We start from the raw sequence: 17,595 nt of genomic DNA, 5'->3' as shown, positions 1-17,595 counted from the left end.
GTGTCCGGCCGAGGCGGGCTAAATTCTTCGTGGCTGGAGCCGCGACGACATCGGTCATAAGTTCGCCGCGACGATTGAATGGATCTGCATGTTGCAACGAACAATTCTCATCGGGCTGCTCGCGGCGCTCGTTGCCGCAGGCACCTATTGGTGGCTCAGCGCGCCGAAGGGTGCGGCCGCGGGCAACGCGCCGGCCCATGTGGCCAACCTTGCCAATGGCGAGGTGATGTTCAACGCCGGGGGCTGCGCGTCCTGCCATGCCACGCCCGACCAGCCCGATCGTGGCAGGCTCGGTGGCGGCGTCGCGATCAAGTCGCCGTTCGGAACGTTCTATGCGCCGAACATCTCTCCGGATCCGAACGATGGCATCGGCAGATGGACGGACACCGACTTCGTCAATGCGGTGATGCACGGCGTCTCGCCGGGCGGGCAGCATTATTTTCCCGCTTTCCCCTACACGTCCTATCAGCACGCCAGGCGTGAGGACGTGCTCGATCTCTTCGCTTACATGAAGACGCTGCCGCCCGTGACCGGCAAGGTGCGCGACCACGACATGCAGTTTCCCTTCGACGTCCGGCGCAATGTCGGCATCTGGAAGTTGCTGTTTCTGGACGACAAGCCGCTCGCCGCCGACAGCAGCAAGTCACCGCAATTCAATCGCGGCGCCTATCTCGTCAACAGCTTTGGCCATTGCGCCGAATGCCACAGCCCGCGCAACGCGCTGGGCGGCATCATCTCGAGCCAGCGCTTCGCCGGCGGGCCCAATCCCGAAGGCGAGGGCTGGGTGCCCAACATCACCCAGAAGCGGCTCGGCGAGTGGAGCGTGAAGGATATCGCCTATTTCCTCAAGAACGGCGAATTGCCCGACGGCGACAGCGTCGGCGGCGCGATGACGCGCGTGATCAAGAACACCTCGCAGCTGCCCGACGAGGATATTGCGGCGATGGCGGAGTATCTCAAATCGCTGCCGCCGGTGGACGGTCCGCCGCGACCGAAGCGCAAGGAAGCCGGGGGCTAGCTCGTACCAAACGCCTTGAACGTGATGATGGTGAGGGTGTCCTGGATGCCCGGCAGCACCTGCACCTTCTCGTTGACGAAATGGCCGATGTCGGTGTCCTTGTCGACGTAGAACTTCACGAGCAGGTCGTATTGGCCGGCCGTGGAGTAGATCTCGGAGGCGATCTCGGCTTCGGCAAGCGCATTGGCCACCGTGTAGGACTGGCCGAGCTTGCATTTGATCTGGACGAAAAAAGGAACCATCGCGGGCACTCCGAAAGCGTATTCTTCCGGCTAATAGGCCAAACCCGGCACGATTTAGCAAGCGGGCCTGCCGGCTGCCGGCGGCCGGCCCGAGGCCTTGCCGCTATTCTGCGGTCGCGCTAGGACAGGCCATGGCGGTGTCCGTATCCAGCAAAGGTGCCCGGCGATGACGACCCCGGTCGCACTCACCATCGCCGGCTCCGATTCGAGCGGCGGCGCCGGCATCCAGGCCGACCTGAAGACGTTTGCGGCGCTCGGCGTCTACGGGGCGTCCGTCATCACGGCCTTGACCGCGCAGAACACCCGCGGCGTCACCGGCATCCACGCCGTGCCGGCGGCGTTCGTCACCGAGCAGATCGATGCGGTGTTCTCCGATCTCGACGTCGGCGCGGTGAAGATCGGCATGGTGGCCCAGGTCACCAGCATCGAGGTGATCGCGGCCGCACTGTTGCGCTGGTCGCCGGGGCACGTCGTGCTCGATCCCGTGATGGTGGCGACGTCGGGGGATCGCCTGCTCGCCGCGGAGGCCGTCAATGCGCTGCGCACAAAACTGGTACCGCTGGCGTCGGTGATCACGCCCAATCTGCCGGAGGCCGCGGCGCTGCTCGACGAGCCGGTCGCGGCAAGCGAAGCGGGGATCGAAAGCCAGGGGCGGCGCCTGCTGGCGCTCGGCTGCCGTGCGGTTCTGATCAAGGGCGGGCACGGCGAGGGCGCCGAGAGCATCGACTATCTCGTCAGTGGCGAGGGAACGCTCGCGCTGGCCGCGCCGCGCGTGGCGACCCGCAACACCCATGGCACCGGCTGCTCGCTGTCCTCGGCGGTCGCCGCAGGGCTCGCCAGGGGCGAGGATCTGGCAAGCGCCGTGCGCAACGCCAAGACCTGGATCAGCGCGGCGATCGCCGCCGCCGACCGCTTCAGCGTCGGACACGGCCACGGCCCGATCCATCATTTTCACAAGTTCTACTGACGCGGGCGCGCGCGGGAGCGCCGCCGCGTGCACTTTGGGGGCACCGCTAGCCCCCACATCGTCATGGCCGGGCCTGTCCCGGCCATCCACGCCTTGCCACGCAGCACGAAGAACGTGGATGCCCGGTGCCTTCGCCGCGCCGAAGCGGCCCGGGCATGACGATCACCTTCTGCGGCGCCGTCGCCTGATTGTCGCATGCGACTGATATTCGCAGGGAGGGCGAGGCTAGGCGTGATTCGTATCTAGAGGTGCCTCAAGGGTTCAACCGGTCATCCCCCTGTCACGGGACATTGTTACAGGCTGGCGCATGGGAAGTTACGATGTGAGTGACGAGGGCCCCGAGCGGCGCTTTCGCACGTTGTTCATCTCCGACGTTCATCTCGGAGCCCGCGGTTCTCAAGCCGATCTTCTGCTCGACTTCCTGCGCTACCACGATGCCGACACGATCTATCTGGTCGGCGACATCGTCGACGGCTGGGCGCTGAAATCGAGCTGGCACTGGCCGCAATCGCACAATGATCTGGTCCAGAAGCTTTTGCGCAAGGCGCGCAAGGGTGCCAAGGTCATCTACATCCCCGGCAATCACGACGAGTTCCTGCGCAACTATTACGGCACGCATTTCGGCGGCATCGACGTGGTCGAGAGCACCGTCCACACCGGCGCCGACGGCAAGCGCTATCTCGTCATCCACGGCGACATCTTCGATCTCGTGGTGCAGAACGCGCGCTGGCTCGCTCATCTCGGCGACAAGGCCTACGACTTCGCGATCCAGATGAATCGCTTCGTCAACTTCTTCCGCCGCTTGTTCAAGGTGCCCTATTGGTCGCTGTCGCAATGGGCCAAGCAGAAGGTCAAGAACGCGGTCAATTATATCGGCGCGTTCGAGCAGGCCCTCGCCGCCGAGGCGCGGCGCTACGACGCCGACGGCGTGATCTGCGGCCACATCCATTATGCCGTGATCCGCGACGAGGGCGACATTCGCTACATGAATTGCGGCGACTGGGTCGAGAGCTGCACCGCGCTCGTCGAGCACGACGATGGTCGTTTCGAGATCATCACCTGGGCGGATCACCTGCAGAAGCCGGCGGCCGTCCCGCAGGTTGCAGCCAGAGCCGCATAACAGAGGCCGCCCGATGCGCATCCTGGTCGCGACCGACGCCTGGCACCCGCAAGTCAACGGTGTGGTTCGGACGCTGACCAAGCTCGCTGACGCGGCTGAGGGGCTTGACGTCGAGGGTTCCGGCGTTGCGTTCACGTTCCTGACGCCGCAATCGTTCCGCACCTTTGCGATGCCGAGCTATCGCGACGTGCGGCTGGCGATGCCGCGCCCGGCGCGCATTGCCAGGCTGATCGAGGAGGCGCGCCCGGACAGCATCCACATCGCGACCGAAGGGCCGATCGGCCTGATGGTCCGCCGCTATTGCCGCCAGCGCCGGCTGCCGTTCACGACCAGCTTCCACACCCGCTTTCCCGAATATGTCCGCGCCCGCGTGCCGGTTCCGGGCTCGCTGATCTGGCGGGCGCTGCGCCGCTTCCATGCTCCCAGCCGTGCCGTGATGGCGGCAACGCCTGCGCTCGCCTGCGAGCTGGCCGAGCGCGGTTTCGACAATGTCGTGTTGTGGCCCCGCGGCGTCGACACAAAGGTGTTCCATCCGCGCGCCATCGACCTCTGCCTGCCGGCACCGGTGTTCCTGTCGGTCGGCCGCGTCGCGGTGGAGAAGAATCTCGAAGCGTTCCTCGATCTCGATCTGCCCGGCACAAAGGTGATCGTGGGCGACGGCCCGGCGCGCGCCGCGCTGGAAGAGGCCTATCCCGATGCGATCTTCCTCGGCGAGAAGCACGGAGAGGCCCTGGCGGACATCTATGCGGCGGCCGACGTGTTCGTGTTCCCGAGCAAGACCGACACGTTCGGCCTGGTGCTATTGGAGGCGCTGGCGAGCGGCCTGCCGGTCGCGGCCTTTCCGGTGAAGGGGCCCCGCGACGTGATCGGCGATGCCCCGGTCGGCGCCCTCGATCACGACCTACGCAACGCCTGCTTCGCGGCGCTCGATATCTCCCGGCAGGACTGTGTCGAATTCGCCGCCAATTACACCTGGGAAGCCTCGGCGAGGGCTTTTGTTGATAACATCCAGGCGGTGGGGGCCTTGCTGCCGGGCCGGGACGGCACGGAACAGCCGCGCTTCGTCGCCTGAAGGGAAGATTCCTCGCGCGGAGGTGTCTTGCCCGCGGCTCGATGGCCGCGATAAGGTCTGATATGACCGAACAGCTTCTCCCGATCGGCCCCGCCGACATCGACGCCGCAGCGCGCGTGATCGCGCCCTACGCCATCCGCACCCCGCTGTTGTCCTTTCCGGTGCTCAACGAGCGGGTTGGCGCCAAAGTCTTCCTGAAGCCGGAGATGCTGCAACGTACCGGCTCGTTCAAGTTCCGCGGCGCGTTCAACAAGGTGTTCTCGATCCCGCAGGACAAGCGCGCCGGCGGCGTCGTCGCGTTCTCCTCCGGCAACCATGCTCAGGGCGTGGCGGCGGCGGCAAAAATCCTCGACATGCAGGCGACCATCGTGATGCCTGCGGATGCGCCGCTGTCCAAGCGCGAGCGCACCAAATCCTACGGCGCCGAGGTCGTGCTCTATGATCGCGACAAGGACGACCGCGAGGCGATCTCGCGCGGCATCGCCGAGAAGCGCGGCGCGACGCTGGTGAGGCCCTACGACGATCCGTTCGTGATCGCAGGGCAGGGCACCGCCGGCCGCGAGATCGCGGAGGACATGGCAACGCTTGGCCTTTCCCCCGACATCGTGGTGGCACCGGCATCCGGCGGCGGCCTGATCGCGGGCGTCGCGACCGCGGTGAAGGCACGCTATCCGCTGGCCGAGATCGTGGTGGCCGAGCCCGAGGCGTTCGACGATCACGGCATTTCGCTGAGCGCGGGTCATCGCGAGCCGCACGGGCCCGCGGGCCGCACCATCTGCGATGCGCTGATGGCCCTGATCCCCGGCGAGATGACCTTTGCGATCAACAGCAAGCTGCTGGCGCGCGGCGTCACCGCATCGGACAAGGAAGTCGGCGCCGCCGTCGCGTTCGCTTATCGCGAGCTCAAGCTGGTGGTGGAGCCGGGCGGCGCGGTGGGTCTTGCCGCCCTGCTGGCGGGACGTCTCGACGTCGCCGGCAAGAACGTCGTCATCGTGCTCTCCGGCGGCAATGTCGATGCGGATCTGTTCGCGGAGCTGGTGGCCTGATTTCTAAAGCGGTCCGCTCGCTTTTGCCTGCCGGACGCAATCGCACGTCCGATGCGTGTTGGAGCGCGTGGTCGCCTCCACGGCGTCATGGCCGGGCTTGTCCCGGCGATCCACGTCTTTGCCGGCAGCACCAAGAACGTGGATGGCCGGGACAAGCCCGGGCATGACGGCTCCTCTGAATTGCCCGCTACCCTGACATGAAAAGGGGGGGAGCATCGCGGCCCCACCCCTCGTCGTTGTGTGGCTCGCGCGATCAGCGCATGAAGCCGCCGCGGCGATTGCCGCCATTGCTCATGCTCGGCGCCTGGTTCATCGACTGCCGGAAGTTGTTGTTGCTGTTGCTGTTGACCATGCGGCTCGGCATCGTGTTCAGCTGCGGACGGTTGGTCTGGACGCTGTTCTGCACCTTGTTCACCGGGTTGTTGTTGGGCTTCACGATGCCGGTGTTGCCGTTGTTGACGCGGATCGGCTGGTTCTGGGTCTGAACGACCGGCTTTGCGTCGATCGTCGAGCCGCCCTTGCCGACGTTCACCGGCATGCTCACGATCTTGCCCGGCTTGCCGCTGACGTTGCCGCCGTCCGGCTTGCTGCTGGTCGCAGGCAGCGTCACGATCTTGCCGATGCCGCCCTTGTTGGTGGTGGTCGGCGCGGGCAGGGTGACGATCTTGCCCGGGGTCTGCGACGGCGTGCCGTTTTGCTGGTTGTTGTTGCCCGAGGGCAGGTTGACGATCTGGCCGCCATTGCCGGGCTTGCCGATGACATTGCCGTCGATCGGCTTCTGCACGATCGGCAGGTTGCCATTGGGCTGACCGCCGCCATTGCCCTGCTGCAGCAGCGGCATGTATTTCGGCTGGCCGAGATTGCCGATCTTGATGGCCGGGGCAATGTTCTGCGGCGCCAGGAACTTGGTCGCCTGCATCAAGGGGATCTGCTTCGGCTGCGCCTGCAGCTTCAGCGCGACCTGCGCATAGGGGCTGTTGCCGTAGCTGTCATAGAAGCTCTTGTACCCGACTGGCGAGTTCGCCAGCACGGTCTTGTGCCAGGCCTGCGAGATCAGGATGTTGTTGAGCAGCCAGCGGACATGGTCGCACAGCGGGTCGTGCGGATACATCCGGATGAACTCCTGATAATATTCCGGCCGGCCCTCGGACACGACGTAGTCATAGGCCTGGCGCGTCGAACGGCTCGGCAGGTTGGAGGCCATCTGCACCACCGGCGCTTTCACCGGCGCGCGGTTGGCGGCGACAGCGGTGTCACCGAAGAAGGTGAAGTCCGACGTGAGTGAGGAGCTCTCCCACGGGATCTGCGCGCCGCTGGTGGTCTGGTTGACCTGCAGGCGGACGCGCTTGAACAATTGCTCGATCGGCACGTTGGGCTCGCGCGCCACGTTCAGGAAGGCTTGCGTGTACGGGCTGTGGCCGCTCGTGCCGTCGAGCGCCTCGGCGCCCGGCGCGGTCGAGTAACCGACAATCGAGCCGTTCGGCGCATCGACGATGGCAAGGCCGCGGCCGGCGTCGTTGACTTCAGGGAACGGGTTGTTGCGGCAGGCATCGAGGATGACGATGCGCATGCGGCTCGGGATCGTCTCCAGTGTCGACATCACGTCGACGAGGCGCACCGAATTGTTGACGAGCTCGGTCGGGCTGGAGACCTTGGCGTCGACCGGAACGAGATAGTTCTCGCCGGCGAGCTGCACGCCGTGGCCGGCGTAATAGACCATCGCCACCGTGTTTGGACCGCGCGAGGCGACCTTGGCGGAGAAGTCCTGGACGACGCGCAGCATGTCGTTCTGGGTCAGGTCGGTCGCTGCGACGACCTCGAAGCCGGCAGAGTTCAGGAACTGCGCGATCGACTGGGCGTCATCGTCGGGGTTCGCCAGCTGCGGCGCATTCTGGTAGTTCGCATTGCCGATCACCAGCGCCACCCGCTGCTCCGGGCCTTGCAGCGCGGTGGGGGCAGGCTGGACCGGGGCGACTTGCGCGGAAACGGGCCCGCAGGTGAAGCCGAACAGGCTTCCCACGAGGCCGGCCGTCATCAAAAAAGGCTTTAGGCGGAACATGGCGTGCTCCTTTGGCACTCATCTCGATACGAGATTGGTTGCGACCAAGCCTGGCCGCGTTCGAGCGCGAGGTCCGTGATCCCTGTCACCATGGCGATGGACGTGATCTGAATCACGCTTGGAACCTGCTATGGTTAGCGATCGCTGAGAGGAGCCGTCGTCACATGCTGAAATCGATCGATCCGATCCTGACGCCCGACCTGCTCTGGCTGCTGGCCTCCATGGGCCACGGCGACGATCTCGTGGTCGTCGACGCCAACCACCCGGCCACGCATATCGCTCGCAGCACATCGTCGCAGCGGCTGATCCAGTTGCCGGGCATGACGATGGAGACGGCCGTCCGCGCCATCATGTCGGTCTATCCGCTCGACGATTTCGATCCCGATCCGGTACGCGTGATGATGCCGGTCGATGATGCCGATCGCGTACCCGAGGTGCAGCGCGCGGTGCTCGCCGAGATAGAACGCGCCAGCGGCGTTCCGGTCAGTCCCGGCAAGCTCTCGCGATCCGATTTCTATCGCGCGGCCGCGGCTGGTTTCGGTGTGGTGCAGGTCGGCGACAGCAGGGGCTATGGCTGCTTCCTGATCAGGAAGGGCGTGATCAGCTAGCGGGCCTCATCAGCGCCGAGGGCCAGCCGATCCTAACGAGGAGGCCGTCAGGGCCGTTGATGCCGAACTCATACATGCCCCATTCCCGGTGCCGCAGGACGCCGCCGGGACGGATGATGAGATCGTCGACGCGCGCGGCGATGGCCTCGACCTCGGGCGTGCGGATGAAGACGCCAAAGGGATTGTGCGCCGGCACGCGCCATGGGTCATCGCCAGCCTGCGTGAGATGCACCTCGCATCCCCAGCCGCTCATGATGACATAGCCGGCGTCACCGCCGGTGCGCGCAAAGCCGAGACGTTCCCAGAACGGAATCGCCGCAGGAAGATCGTTGCTGGGAATGATCGCAAAGGCGCCGACGCGCGGGGTCTCCGACATTCACTCACTCCGGATCATGCAAGCCGTGATCGCAACGCTCGTGCGAGTCTCGCAGCCTAGCCGGCGCGGCTGATCAGGAGAAGCGGCGAAACATCCCGCACTCGAATTTGAATGGCGTGTCTCGAGCCGACTGTCTATTGTCACCTCATGTCTCGCCTCATGTGTCTATTTGTTGCCTTCGTCCTGTCTCTGCTGCCGGCGGTCGCGCCCGCCGAGCCTGCGCAAAAGCGTCCCAAGCCGGTCTGGAAAGGCTATGGGTTCCTGCCGGGCTATCGCCAGCCGCTGAGCAACAGCATCCCGCTCTACAAGCAGAAGGACGCGATGCGGCGCCTCGCGCGCAACGAGCGCCGCCACTGGTACATCGACCCGGTTCCGCAATATTACCGCTGGGACGGCGAGTGGCACTATTTCGGCCGCCCCGGCTTCAACGGCGGCCGCTACAACGGCGGCAGCTTCGGCCCGTGCTGGACCCGCACGCCGATCGGGGCGGTGTGGAATTGCGGGTGAGGGGGCGGCGGTCAGGGGAAACTGCGGACAACCTCGATCGCGCCCACAATCGCGGCATTGAACGCATTGAGGTCTTCGGCCGGAATCCAATACTCCAGATGCGATCGGCCACCGGCTTCCTGCACGTCGTACTTTGCGATGAAGTCGCGCTTGACCGCAAAGCGCGTCACAAAACCTGAGCCGCTCGCCGGGACATTCCAGTCGCGCGCGATCTTGATGGCGTAGTCCTCGGTCAGCACCGGATAGAAGATTGGTTGGTCCGGCAGGCGCGGCGGAAACGCGCGCATGCCAGATTGTTGGATCAGCTCAAGCTCCTTCGGTCCGACCGGGCGCCAGAGAGTGAGGGTGGCTTCGATGTTGGACATGGTGGATGACCCTCGGTAGGCCCGCCTACGTCGACGCATTTGCTAATCCATTACCGTCACCCTGAGGTGCTCGCCCTCTTCGGCGAGCCTCGAAGGGTGGCGGCCCCGCTGCATCTGGGCCGCGCATCCTTCGAGGCTCCGCTTGCGATGCTGGCGCATCGCAAGCCTCGCACCTCAGGATGACGGAACCAGCAACCGCGATGTGACGAGCCCCCAGCTTTACGAGAAGAACGCGATCTTCTCGGCCTGGGTCATGCGGCGGATCGGGGCGAGGGGGTCGTTTGCCGGGGCGCGGGGCTTTTGCAGGATGCCGCTGGCGAGGATGGTGGCGCCGAGCGAGGGCTCCGGCACGGGCGATGGCGTCGGCAGCGTTGTAGCCGGGGCCGCGGCGAAGATGGCACTGGCCGCCATCGCCGGGGCCGGCTGCTCCCTCACCTCGGCGGCGGCCTCCGCGATGGCGTCGGTGAGGCGCGCGAGCGAGTCCATCGATATCGGCGCGTCGGCGGGCTCTTCGACCACGGGAGCGACGACCGGTTGAAGCGCGGCCGGCTCGGCAGCGACGGGCGCTGCGGTCTCCGCGAGACTAGGCTCCGGAACGGCCGCGTCCATCTCCGCCGGTGCGATGATCTCGTCGAACTCCGGATCGGGGGCGGCCATCTCCAGCGCGATGGCCTCGAGCACGGCATCGTCCTCGGCCTGCGCGGCGGCATCGAGCGCGAGCGCGTCGGCGACGTCCGACAAGGCGGTGGATCCAGTTGCCGGCTCTTCAAACGAGACGTCTTCAGGCGCGGCATCTGCACGCGCGACATGTTCCGGCGCGGCCTGGTCGAGCGCGGCGTTTTCGACAGCGACCTGACTTTCGGCCGCGATCTCCGTCGCGACCGCGGTTTCCATTGCCTGCTCGGCCGCGGCGAATGCTTCGGCGGCGCCGGCCGTCTCCACGGCGGCTTCAGGCGCGGCACTTGCTGCGACGTCCGGCGCCGTCTCCGTAAGAGCCACGGGTGCTTCGGCGGTCATCGCTTCCGGCGCGGTCTCGACAGCCGCTTCGGCGACGGATGACGGCGCTTCCTGCACTGGAGCCGCCGCCGGCTTCGTTGCGCCGCCCTCGGTCTGCTCGACCCGATCCTTCAGCAGACCGAAGGCGATCCTGAGCTCGACGCGGGGATCGATGGCCTGGGCCTGACCGCAGGCGGCCTCGATCGAGGCGAGCTGCGAATCAATGAGGTCGCAGATTCGCCCGTCGGCGCCGATCTCGCGCCAGCGCCAGGAGATCTCCTTGATGATGCGCACCCCGCGCGGAATCGGCGCGAGGCTGGCTTCGATGGCGGCGGGGTCGAACGCCGCAAGCGCAATGGTCTCGGCCTCGCGGATCGCGCGGCGGATCTCGACCAGCGCCTCGGGCAGGCGGTCCTCGACGACGGGTTGCCGCTGCGCCGCAAGGGTTTCCTCGATCTTGGCGACCGCGTCGAGCACCATGCGCGTGTCGGCATTGCGGTTGCGCTTGGCGTATTCGCCGAGGAACCAGCGGCCGCGCGCGGTCTCCATGAAGGCCTCGCGGATCGCGTCGTAATCCTGCTCGTTCGGCTCGGCCGCGCGGGCAGACATAGGCGAGAGGGCGAATGCTTCGTTGGCCATGACGATCTCGTCGCGCAAATCACTACGCGTTACTGTAACGATCACCACGATATCGACCGAATCGCAATTGGTTTGATGCAGTCCGAATCACAAATCCCCATCGCGGCATCGAGGAAGCGGCGATTCGCCGTCAGCCTCGCTCTGTTCTATTCGGCCGTGTTCGCGGTTTCTGGCACGCATCTGCCGTTCTTTCCGGTGTGGCTGAAGGCGATCGGCATCGACGCGGCCTGGATCGGGCTGATCAACGCGCTGCCGGCGATCACCCGCTTCACCACGTTGCCGCAGGTGACCGCCTTTGCCGAGAAGCGACAGGCGATCCGCGCGGCCATGATGCTGTCGGTGCTGGCGACCGCGATCGGGTTTACGGCGGTCGGCCTGCAGCAGCAGCCGCTGGCGCTGTTCCTGATCTATGCGCTGACCTGCGTGATGTGGACGCCGACGATGCCGCTGACCGATGCCTATGCGCTGCGCGGCGTAGCCCGTTACGGGCTCGATTACGGACCGTTGCGGCTGTGGGGCTCGGCGGCCTTCGCCGCGGGCTCGCTCGCCTGCGGCTATCTCGTCGACGTCATCGCCGCGCGCGACCTGATCTGGATCATCGTCGCATGGGCCGTCGTTGCGGTCGCGGCCAGCCTGCTGCTTCAGCCGCTCGACGACCTCAGGCGCAAGTCGGCGGAGAGGCATGCCGGCAAGGCGCTGCTGCGCGATGCCGGCTTCTGGGCCGTCATCGTCTCGGCGGCGCTGATCCAGGGCAGCCACGTCGCCTACTACACCTTCTCGGCCATCAACTGGCAGCTCCATGGGATCAGCGGGCTGACGATCGCGGGGCTATGGACGCTGGGCGTGATCGCGGAGATCGTCGTGTTCGCGCTGTCGCCGCGCTTCTCGTTGCATCCATCCACCATGATCGCGATCGGAGGGCTTAGCGCCGTGGTGCGCTGGATCGTCACCGCGAACGAGCCGCCGCTGGCGCTGCTCGCGATCGTGCAGCTCGGCCACGGCTTCACCTTCGGCATGACCATCGTCGGCACGATGAATCTCCTGGTGCAGCGCGTGCCGCCGCATCAGATCGCACGGGGGCAGGGCTATTACGCCGCCTGCAACGGCCTGTTGGGCGCCACCACCTCGATCGCGTCAGGCGCGATCTACGCCCGCATCGGTGACGGCCTGTACTACGTCATGGCGGCGATGGCCGCCGGCGGCGCGCTGCTGATCTGGTCGGCGCGGCACCGGCTCATGGCTCAGCCCCAGAGCGAGGCGTCCGGCGGATAGACCAGGCTGTCGTCGTAACGCAGCCCGTGGTCGCGGTCGCGTGCCAGCAACAGCGGGCCGTCGAGATCGACGAAGCGCGCCTGCGGCGTCACCAGCATGGCCGGGGCCATCGACAGCGAGCTTGCGACCATGCAGCCGATCATGATCTCGAAGCCGAGCGCCTGCGCCGCATCGGCCATCGCGAGCGCCTCGGTGAGGCCGCCGGTCTTGTCGAGCTTGATGTTCACGGCGTCGTAGCGCTCGCGCAGGGGAGCAAGCGAGGAGCGGTCATGCACGCTCTCGTCGGCGCAGACCGCGAGCGGCCGCCTGATCCGCGCCAGCGCCCCGTCCCGGCCCGCCGGCAACGGCTGCTCCACCAGGGTGACGCCGACGGCGGCGCAGGCGGCGAGGTTGGCTTCCAGATTTGCTTCGGTCCAGGCCTCGTTGGCATCGACGATCAGCTCGGATTCGGGCGCGGCCTTGCGCACCGCCGCGATCCGTTCCGGATCGCCGTCGCCGCCGAGCTTGATCTTGAGCAGCGGCCGGTGCGCCGCCTTCGCGGTCGCGGCCGCCATGGCCTCGGGGGTCCCTAACGAGATCGTGTAGGCGGTGGTGCGCTCGCCCGGCGCCGGGCGCTCGAGCAGCTTCCAGGCGCGCAAGCCCGCCGCCTTGGCCTCGAGGTCGACCAGGGCGCAATCCAGGGCGTTGCGGGCCGCGCCGGGCGCCATGGCGGCCTGAAGGGCCTGCCGTGAGATACCGTCGGCGAACGCCTGCTGCATGGCCTGGATGGCCGCCAGCGTCGCCTCGGGCGTCTCGCCATAGCGGGGATAGGGCACGCACTCGCCACGGCCGGTCAGCCCGTCCCGGCTGACCTCCGCCACAACAGTCACGGCCTCGGTTTTGGCGCCCCGGCTGATGGTAAAGCTGCCCGCGATCGGGAAGCGCTCGATTCGCGCCGCCACGGAGGCAAATTTCATGGAAGTCATTTTGAACTCTGGCGAAATCTGAACCTGCTAGTTACCTCTAGCAACTAACATTAACCACTTGGGGATACCTTCTCTGGGTAAGGGCGCGTGCGCAACTCTGTGATTTTCTCCGCCCCGGTACGGGAGCGGACATTTGGATAGCGATCCGAAGCTGGAACGGATTGCCAAGGGCAACGCGCTGGCACTTTGCGCCACTGGGACCTGGACCGCGAGCTTCGCGCCGGTGCTGGAACGGATGGTAGCCGACGCCGAGAAGCTCGCCGGCGGCCCCCAAAGCATCTTCATCGACGTCTCCGAAGTCGCCAAGCTCGACACCTTCGGCGCCTGGCTGATCGAGCGGCTGCGCCGCAGCCTGACCCAAGGCGCCGTCGAGGCCCAGATCGCAGGGCTGTCCGTCAATTATTCCAGCCTCGTCGACGAGGTGCGGCGGGTCAGGGCGGGGGCCGTGGTCGACAACAGCCCGATCACCATCGGCGGCATGCTGGAGCAGATCGGCCGGACCGTGGCCGGCCTGGCCGGGACGGTCGCGGGCCTCGTCGACATGCTCGGTGCCGTGCTCGCGGCATGGTTTCGCGTGCTGATCCATCCGCGCTCGTTCCGCCTGACCTCGACCGTGCACCACATGGAGCAGGTTTGCTGGCGCGCGGTGCCGATCATCGTGCTGATCACCTTCCTGATCGGCTGCATCATCGCCCAGCAGGGCATCTTCCATTTCCGGCGGTTCGGCGCCGACATCTTCGTCGTCGACATGCTCGGCGTGCTGGTGCTGCGCGAGATCGGTGTGCTGCTGGTCGCGATCATGGTCGCGGGCCGCTCGGGCAGCGCCTACACCGCCGAGCTCGGCTCGATGAAGATGCGCGAGGAGATCGACGCGCTGCGCACCATGGGCTTCGATCCGATCGAGGTGCTGGTGCTGCCGCGCATGATGGCGCTGGTGCTGGCGCTGCCGATCCTGGCTTTCCTCGGCGCCATGGCCGCGCTCTATGGCGGCGGGCTGGTGGCCTGGCTCTATGGCGGCGTCGAGCCAGAGGCCTTCCTGCTGCGCCTGCGCGACGCCATCTCGATCGATCATTTCATCGTCGGCATCGTCAAGGCCCCGGTGATGGCGGCCGTGATCGGCATCGTTGCCTGCGTCGAAGGGCTTGCCGTGCAGGGCAGCGCGGAATCGCTGGGCCAGCACACCACAGCCTCGGTGGTGAAGGGCATCTTCTTCGTCATCGTGATGGACGGCGTGTTCGCCATCTTCTTCGCCTCGATCGGGATGTGACGATGACAGGCGAAATTCAGGATCCCATCATCCGCGTCCGCGGCGTCACCGTGCAGTTCGGCGAAACGCGCGTGCTCGATGGCCTCAACCTCGACGTCAAGCGCGGCGAGATTCTTGGCTTCGTCGGCCCGTCGGGCGCGGGCAAGTCGGTGCTGACGCGCACCATCATCGGTCTCGTGCCGAAGGTCGCAGGCTCGATCGAGGTGTTCGGCGTCGACCTGGATTCCTCCAGCACCGCGCAGCGCCGCAACGTCGAGCGGCGCTGGGGCGTCCTGTTCCAGCAGGGCGCGCTGTTCTCCTCGCTGACCGTGCGGCAGAACATCCAGTTTCCGATGCGCGAATATCTGCGGGTCTCGCAGCGGCTGATGGACGAGATCACCATGGCTAAGCTCGCCATGGTCGGCCTCAAGCCGGAAGTGGCCGAGCGCTTTCCCTCAGAGCTCTCCGGCGGCATGATCAAGCGCGTGGCGCTGGCCCGGGCGCTGTCGCTCGATCCTGACCTCGTCTTCCTGGACGAGCCGACCTCGGGCCTCGATCCCATCGGCGCCGGCGACTTCGACGAGTTGGTCAGGACGCTCCAACGCACTTTGGGGCTGACGGTTTTCATGGTAACCCACGATCTCGACAGCCTATACACAGCATGTGACCGCATCGCCGTTTTAGGGAACGGTAAGATCATTGCGGCAGGGTCGATCGCCGACATGCAGGCCTCGCAGCATCCCTGGTTGAGGCAGTATTTCCATGGCAAGCGCGCCCGCGCGGTCATGACTTGAGTAGCCGGAGCACCTGATGGAAACGCGGGCGAACTACATCTTGATCGGGTCGTTCACGTTGGCGGTGATCGCCGCGGCGATCGGCTTCGTGCTGTGGTTTCAGTCGCTGCACACCACCAAGCAGCGCAGCCCCCTGCGCGTCGTGTTCGAGGGTCCGGCGGCGGGCCTGCGCAACGGCGGCAGCGTCAACTTCAACGGTATCCGGGTGGGCGAGGTGGTCTCGGTGAAGCTGGACAATCCGCGGCGGGTTGTCGCACTCGCCATGATCGAGAACAACGCCCCGATCCGCAAGGACACCCTGGTCGGCCTCGAATTCCAGGGCCTGACCGGCGTCGCCGCGATCTCGCTCAAGGGCGGCGACGAGGCTGCGGCCCCGCCGCCGCTCGACCAGGACGGCATCCCGACGCTCACCGCCGATCCCAACAAGCTGCAGGACGTCACCGAGGCGATCCGCGCCACGCTGCAGAACGTCAACAAGATCGTCGCCGACAATCAGGAATCGGTGAAGAACTCGCTGAAGAACCTGGAGACCTTCACCAACTCGCTGGCGCGCAATTCCGAGAAGATCGACGGCGTGATGGCCAAGGTCGACGGCGTCATGCTCAAGGCCGACAATCTCATGCTCGGCCTCAACACGCTGGCCGGCGGTAAGGATGGCGGCGAGCTGTTCCAGGCGGTGAAGTCGATCCGCGAGCTCGCCGACGATTTCGACAAGCGCTCCGGCGCGCTGATGGCAGACGGCCGCCGCACCCTCGGCGACATCAGCCGCGCCGTGAACAATTTCGACCGCAACCCGACCCGCGTGCTGTTCGGCGCCAGCAACTCGTCACAGCCCGCACCGCCGCCCGAACCGCCGAAGCCGGCGGCTGCGCCGAGACGGTAGGCGAACACGCTCGTGTCCCGGACAAGCGGCAACGCGTCAGCGTTGCAGCGCAGAGCCGGGACCCATATGTGGACGGCCCCCGTGGCACAAGAGCTTTGTAAGGTTTGATCGGATCGCTTGCATCCATATGTCCGGCCTGTTGATGCGGCGTGTTGAACCGCGGGCCAAGATGGTTTTCGCGACGCGAGTTCCAATCAGAAGGGCGGTCTTGTTCGACCACTGGGTCCCACGGATTTGCTCGCATCTCGGAACGATCGATCGCACCATCTCCTCTGCTCTTGCAGCTCCGGTTCGGCCGGTGGGCGAGCCCGCCGGTCGGCCGAATCTCAACTACGCGGCGGCGGCCACTTCGGCATCGCTTTTGGCATCGAACCGCGCGCGGTCATAATCCTCTCCCGTCGCCATCAGCTTCCAGGCGATGCGTGCAGTCTTGTTGGCCAGCGCCACGGCTGCCTGCTTCGGCGTCTTGCGCTGGAGTAGGTCGAGCAGCCAGCGCGATCCACGACGGCGCTTCCCGGTCGCTTGCTTGACGACCGCGGTCGCCCCGACCACAAGAAGTTGACGTAATCTCTCGTCGCCGGCTCGGGTTATCTTGCCGAGCCTGGTCTTTCCTGCGGTGGAATGGTCTTTGGGCGTCAGGCCGAGCCAGGCTGCGAACAATCGTCCCGAACGGAAGGCGTGCGGATCAGGCGCCTTCATCACCAGCGCGGCCGCCGTCACCGGGCCGACCCCCGGGATCTGCGCCAATCGCCGGCTCGTGGCATCGGCCCGGTGCCAGGCCCGCAGCTTGGCCTCGATCGCCTTCAGCTCGGTCTGCACCTGGTCGTATTGCCGAGCAAGCATCACAAAAAGCTCGCGGGCCAGCACGGGCACACGTTCGTCCCGCTCGATCGCGGCCAGAAACGCAGCGAGCTTGTCCAGCCCCTTGGCCTCGGTCAGACCGAACTCCGCCGCATGACCGCGGATCGTGTTGGAGAGTTGCGTGCGACGCCCGACCAATTGCTCGCGGACGCCAAGCAGCATCAGTGCGGCCTGCTGCTCCGCCGTCTTTACAGGCACATACCGCATCCGCGGCCGGCTCGACGCCTCGCAAAGTCCCTCCGCATCGCGTCCGTCGTTCTTGTTGCGCGGCACGTAGGGCTTCACCAGTTGCGGCGCAATCAGCTTGACCGTGTGTCCCAGCCTGCCGAGCTCCCGTGCCAAGTGGTGAGCAGCCCCGCAAGCCTCAATCGCAATCACCGTCGGCGGCAGCTTAGTGAAAAACTCCAGCATCGCCTTGCGGGTCAGCCGCTTGCGCAGCACCACCTGCTCGGATGCATCAACCCCATGCAGTTGAAAAATATGCTTCGACGTATCCATCCCAATACGGATAATCTGGTTCACGGACGGCTCCTGTGAATGGGTGTCTGACAACCTCATT

18 protein-coding genes are annotated in these 17,595 nt (G+C 66.1%); 11 read left to right on the top strand and 7 right to left on the bottom strand.

The window, feature by feature from the left end:
- Window positions 1-88 precede the first annotated feature (88 nt).
- A complete protein-coding gene (locus WI560_RS22065; RefSeq protein WP_375304841.1) occupies window positions 89-1,018 on the top strand; it encodes a c-type cytochrome in 930 nt (309 codons plus the stop codon).
- On the opposite strand, the gene WI560_RS22060 is transcribed toward WI560_RS22065, so the two are convergent.
- Window positions 1,015-1,260: an Lrp/AsnC family transcriptional regulator gene (locus WI560_RS22060; protein ID WP_135162037.1), complete on the bottom strand. Its 246-nt coding sequence runs from the start codon at window positions 1,258-1,260 to the stop codon at window positions 1,015-1,017. The two genes, WI560_RS22065 and WI560_RS22060, sit on opposite strands and share 4 nt — an antisense overlap.
- Window positions 1,261-1,426: 166 nt before the next feature.
- Here WI560_RS22060 and thiD point away from each other — a divergent pair, with 166 nt between their 5' ends.
- The 4 genes from thiD (at window position 1,427) to WI560_RS22040 (ending at window position 5,465) form a co-directional block, all read left to right on the top strand.
- Window positions 1,427-2,227: a bifunctional hydroxymethylpyrimidine kinase/phosphomethylpyrimidine kinase gene (gene thiD, locus WI560_RS22055; RefSeq protein ID WP_375304840.1), complete on the top strand. Its 801-nt coding sequence runs from the start codon at window positions 1,427-1,429 to the stop codon at window positions 2,225-2,227.
- Window positions 2,228-2,534: 307 nt separating this feature from the next.
- A complete protein-coding gene (locus tag WI560_RS22050; protein ID WP_375304839.1) occupies window positions 2,535-3,347 on the top strand; it encodes a UDP-2,3-diacylglucosamine diphosphatase in 813 nt (270 codons plus the stop codon).
- Window positions 3,348-3,360: 13 nt separating this feature from the next.
- Window positions 3,361-4,419: a glycosyltransferase family 4 protein gene (locus WI560_RS22045; protein WP_375304838.1), complete on the top strand. Its 1,059-nt coding sequence runs from the start codon at window positions 3,361-3,363 to the stop codon at window positions 4,417-4,419.
- Between the two features lie 62 nt (window positions 4,420-4,481).
- Window positions 4,482-5,465 carry a threonine/serine dehydratase gene (locus WI560_RS22040; RefSeq protein WP_375304837.1) on the top strand — a complete coding sequence of 328 codons (984 nt, stop codon included), beginning with the start codon at window positions 4,482-4,484 and terminating at the stop codon, window positions 5,463-5,465.
- A gap of 253 nt (window positions 5,466-5,718) precedes the next feature.
- On the opposite strand, the gene WI560_RS22035 is transcribed toward WI560_RS22040, so the two are convergent.
- The gene (locus WI560_RS22035; RefSeq protein ID WP_375304836.1) at window positions 5,719-7,524 is read right to left on the bottom strand and encodes a caspase domain-containing protein; all 1,806 of its coding nucleotides are present in this window, start codon (window positions 7,522-7,524) and stop codon (window positions 5,719-5,721) included.
- Between the two features lie 164 nt (window positions 7,525-7,688).
- On the opposite strand from WI560_RS22035, the gene WI560_RS22030 reads away from it, so the two are divergent.
- On the top strand, window positions 7,689-8,132 hold the full coding sequence (locus WI560_RS22030; RefSeq protein ID WP_375304835.1) for an RbsD/FucU family protein: 444 nt from the start codon (window positions 7,689-7,691) through the stop codon (window positions 8,130-8,132).
- Here WI560_RS22030 and WI560_RS22025 read toward each other — a convergent pair.
- A complete protein-coding gene (locus tag WI560_RS22025) occupies window positions 8,125-8,508 on the bottom strand; it encodes a VOC family protein (protein WP_375304834.1) in 384 nt (127 codons plus the stop codon). The two genes, WI560_RS22030 and WI560_RS22025, sit on opposite strands and share 8 nt — an antisense overlap.
- Before the next feature lie 147 nt (window positions 8,509-8,655).
- Here WI560_RS22025 and WI560_RS22020 point away from each other — a divergent pair, with 147 nt between their 5' ends.
- The gene (locus WI560_RS22020; RefSeq protein WP_375304833.1) at window positions 8,656-9,015 is read left to right on the top strand and encodes a hypothetical protein; all 360 of its coding nucleotides are present in this window, start codon (window positions 8,656-8,658) and stop codon (window positions 9,013-9,015) included.
- An 11-nt stretch (window positions 9,016-9,026) separates the two neighbouring features.
- On the opposite strand, the gene WI560_RS22015 is transcribed toward WI560_RS22020, so the two are convergent.
- On the bottom strand, window positions 9,027-9,380 hold the full coding sequence (locus WI560_RS22015; protein ID WP_375304832.1) for an ADP-ribosylation/crystallin J1: 354 nt from the start codon (window positions 9,378-9,380) through the stop codon (window positions 9,027-9,029).
- Window positions 9,381-9,599: 219 nt separating this feature from the next.
- Window positions 9,600-11,015: a hypothetical protein gene (locus tag WI560_RS22010; RefSeq protein WP_375304831.1), complete on the bottom strand. Its 1,416-nt coding sequence runs from the start codon at window positions 11,013-11,015 to the stop codon at window positions 9,600-9,602.
- Between the two features lie 75 nt (window positions 11,016-11,090).
- Between WI560_RS22010 and WI560_RS22005 the strand changes: the two genes are divergently transcribed.
- Window positions 11,091-12,287 carry an MFS transporter gene (locus WI560_RS22005; protein WP_375304830.1) on the top strand — a complete coding sequence of 399 codons (1,197 nt, stop codon included), beginning with the start codon at window positions 11,091-11,093 and terminating at the stop codon, window positions 12,285-12,287.
- Here the strand turns inward: WI560_RS22005 and dgcA are convergent.
- Window positions 12,257-13,252, bottom strand: coding sequence for an N-acetyl-D-Glu racemase DgcA (dgcA, locus tag WI560_RS22000; protein ID WP_375304829.1), 996 nt, complete (start codon window positions 13,250-13,252; stop codon window positions 12,257-12,259). The two genes, WI560_RS22005 and dgcA, sit on opposite strands and share 31 nt — an antisense overlap.
- A gap of 133 nt (window positions 13,253-13,385) precedes the next feature.
- Between dgcA and WI560_RS21995 the strand changes: the two genes are divergently transcribed.
- From WI560_RS21995 to WI560_RS21985, 3 genes are read left to right on the top strand one after another with little or no spacing between them, the layout of a single operon-like run.
- Entirely contained in the window at window positions 13,386-14,519 is a 1,134-nt protein-coding gene (locus WI560_RS21995; RefSeq protein ID WP_375304828.1) for an MlaE family ABC transporter permease, read from the top strand.
- 2 nt (window positions 14,520-14,521) lie between these two features.
- The gene (locus WI560_RS21990; RefSeq protein ID WP_375304827.1) at window positions 14,522-15,292 is read left to right on the top strand and encodes an ABC transporter ATP-binding protein; all 771 of its coding nucleotides are present in this window, start codon (window positions 14,522-14,524) and stop codon (window positions 15,290-15,292) included.
- Between the two features lie 16 nt (window positions 15,293-15,308).
- Window positions 15,309-16,175, top strand: coding sequence for an MlaD family protein (locus WI560_RS21985; protein WP_257175558.1), 867 nt, complete (start codon window positions 15,309-15,311; stop codon window positions 16,173-16,175).
- A 330-nt stretch (window positions 16,176-16,505) separates the two neighbouring features.
- On the opposite strand, the gene WI560_RS21980 is transcribed toward WI560_RS21985, so the two are convergent.
- Window positions 16,506-17,558, bottom strand: a complete 1,053-nt coding sequence (locus WI560_RS21980) for an IS110 family transposase (protein ID WP_375304826.1) — start codon at window positions 17,556-17,558, stop codon at window positions 16,506-16,508.
- Between the last annotated feature and the right edge of the window lie 37 nt (window positions 17,559-17,595).

Source organism: Bradyrhizobium sp. A11 (genome assembly GCF_042077125.1).
GTDB lineage: Bacteria > Pseudomonadota > Alphaproteobacteria > Rhizobiales > Xanthobacteraceae > Bradyrhizobium > Bradyrhizobium japonicum_B.
This window is presented reverse-complemented; position numbering and strand designations above follow the sequence as displayed.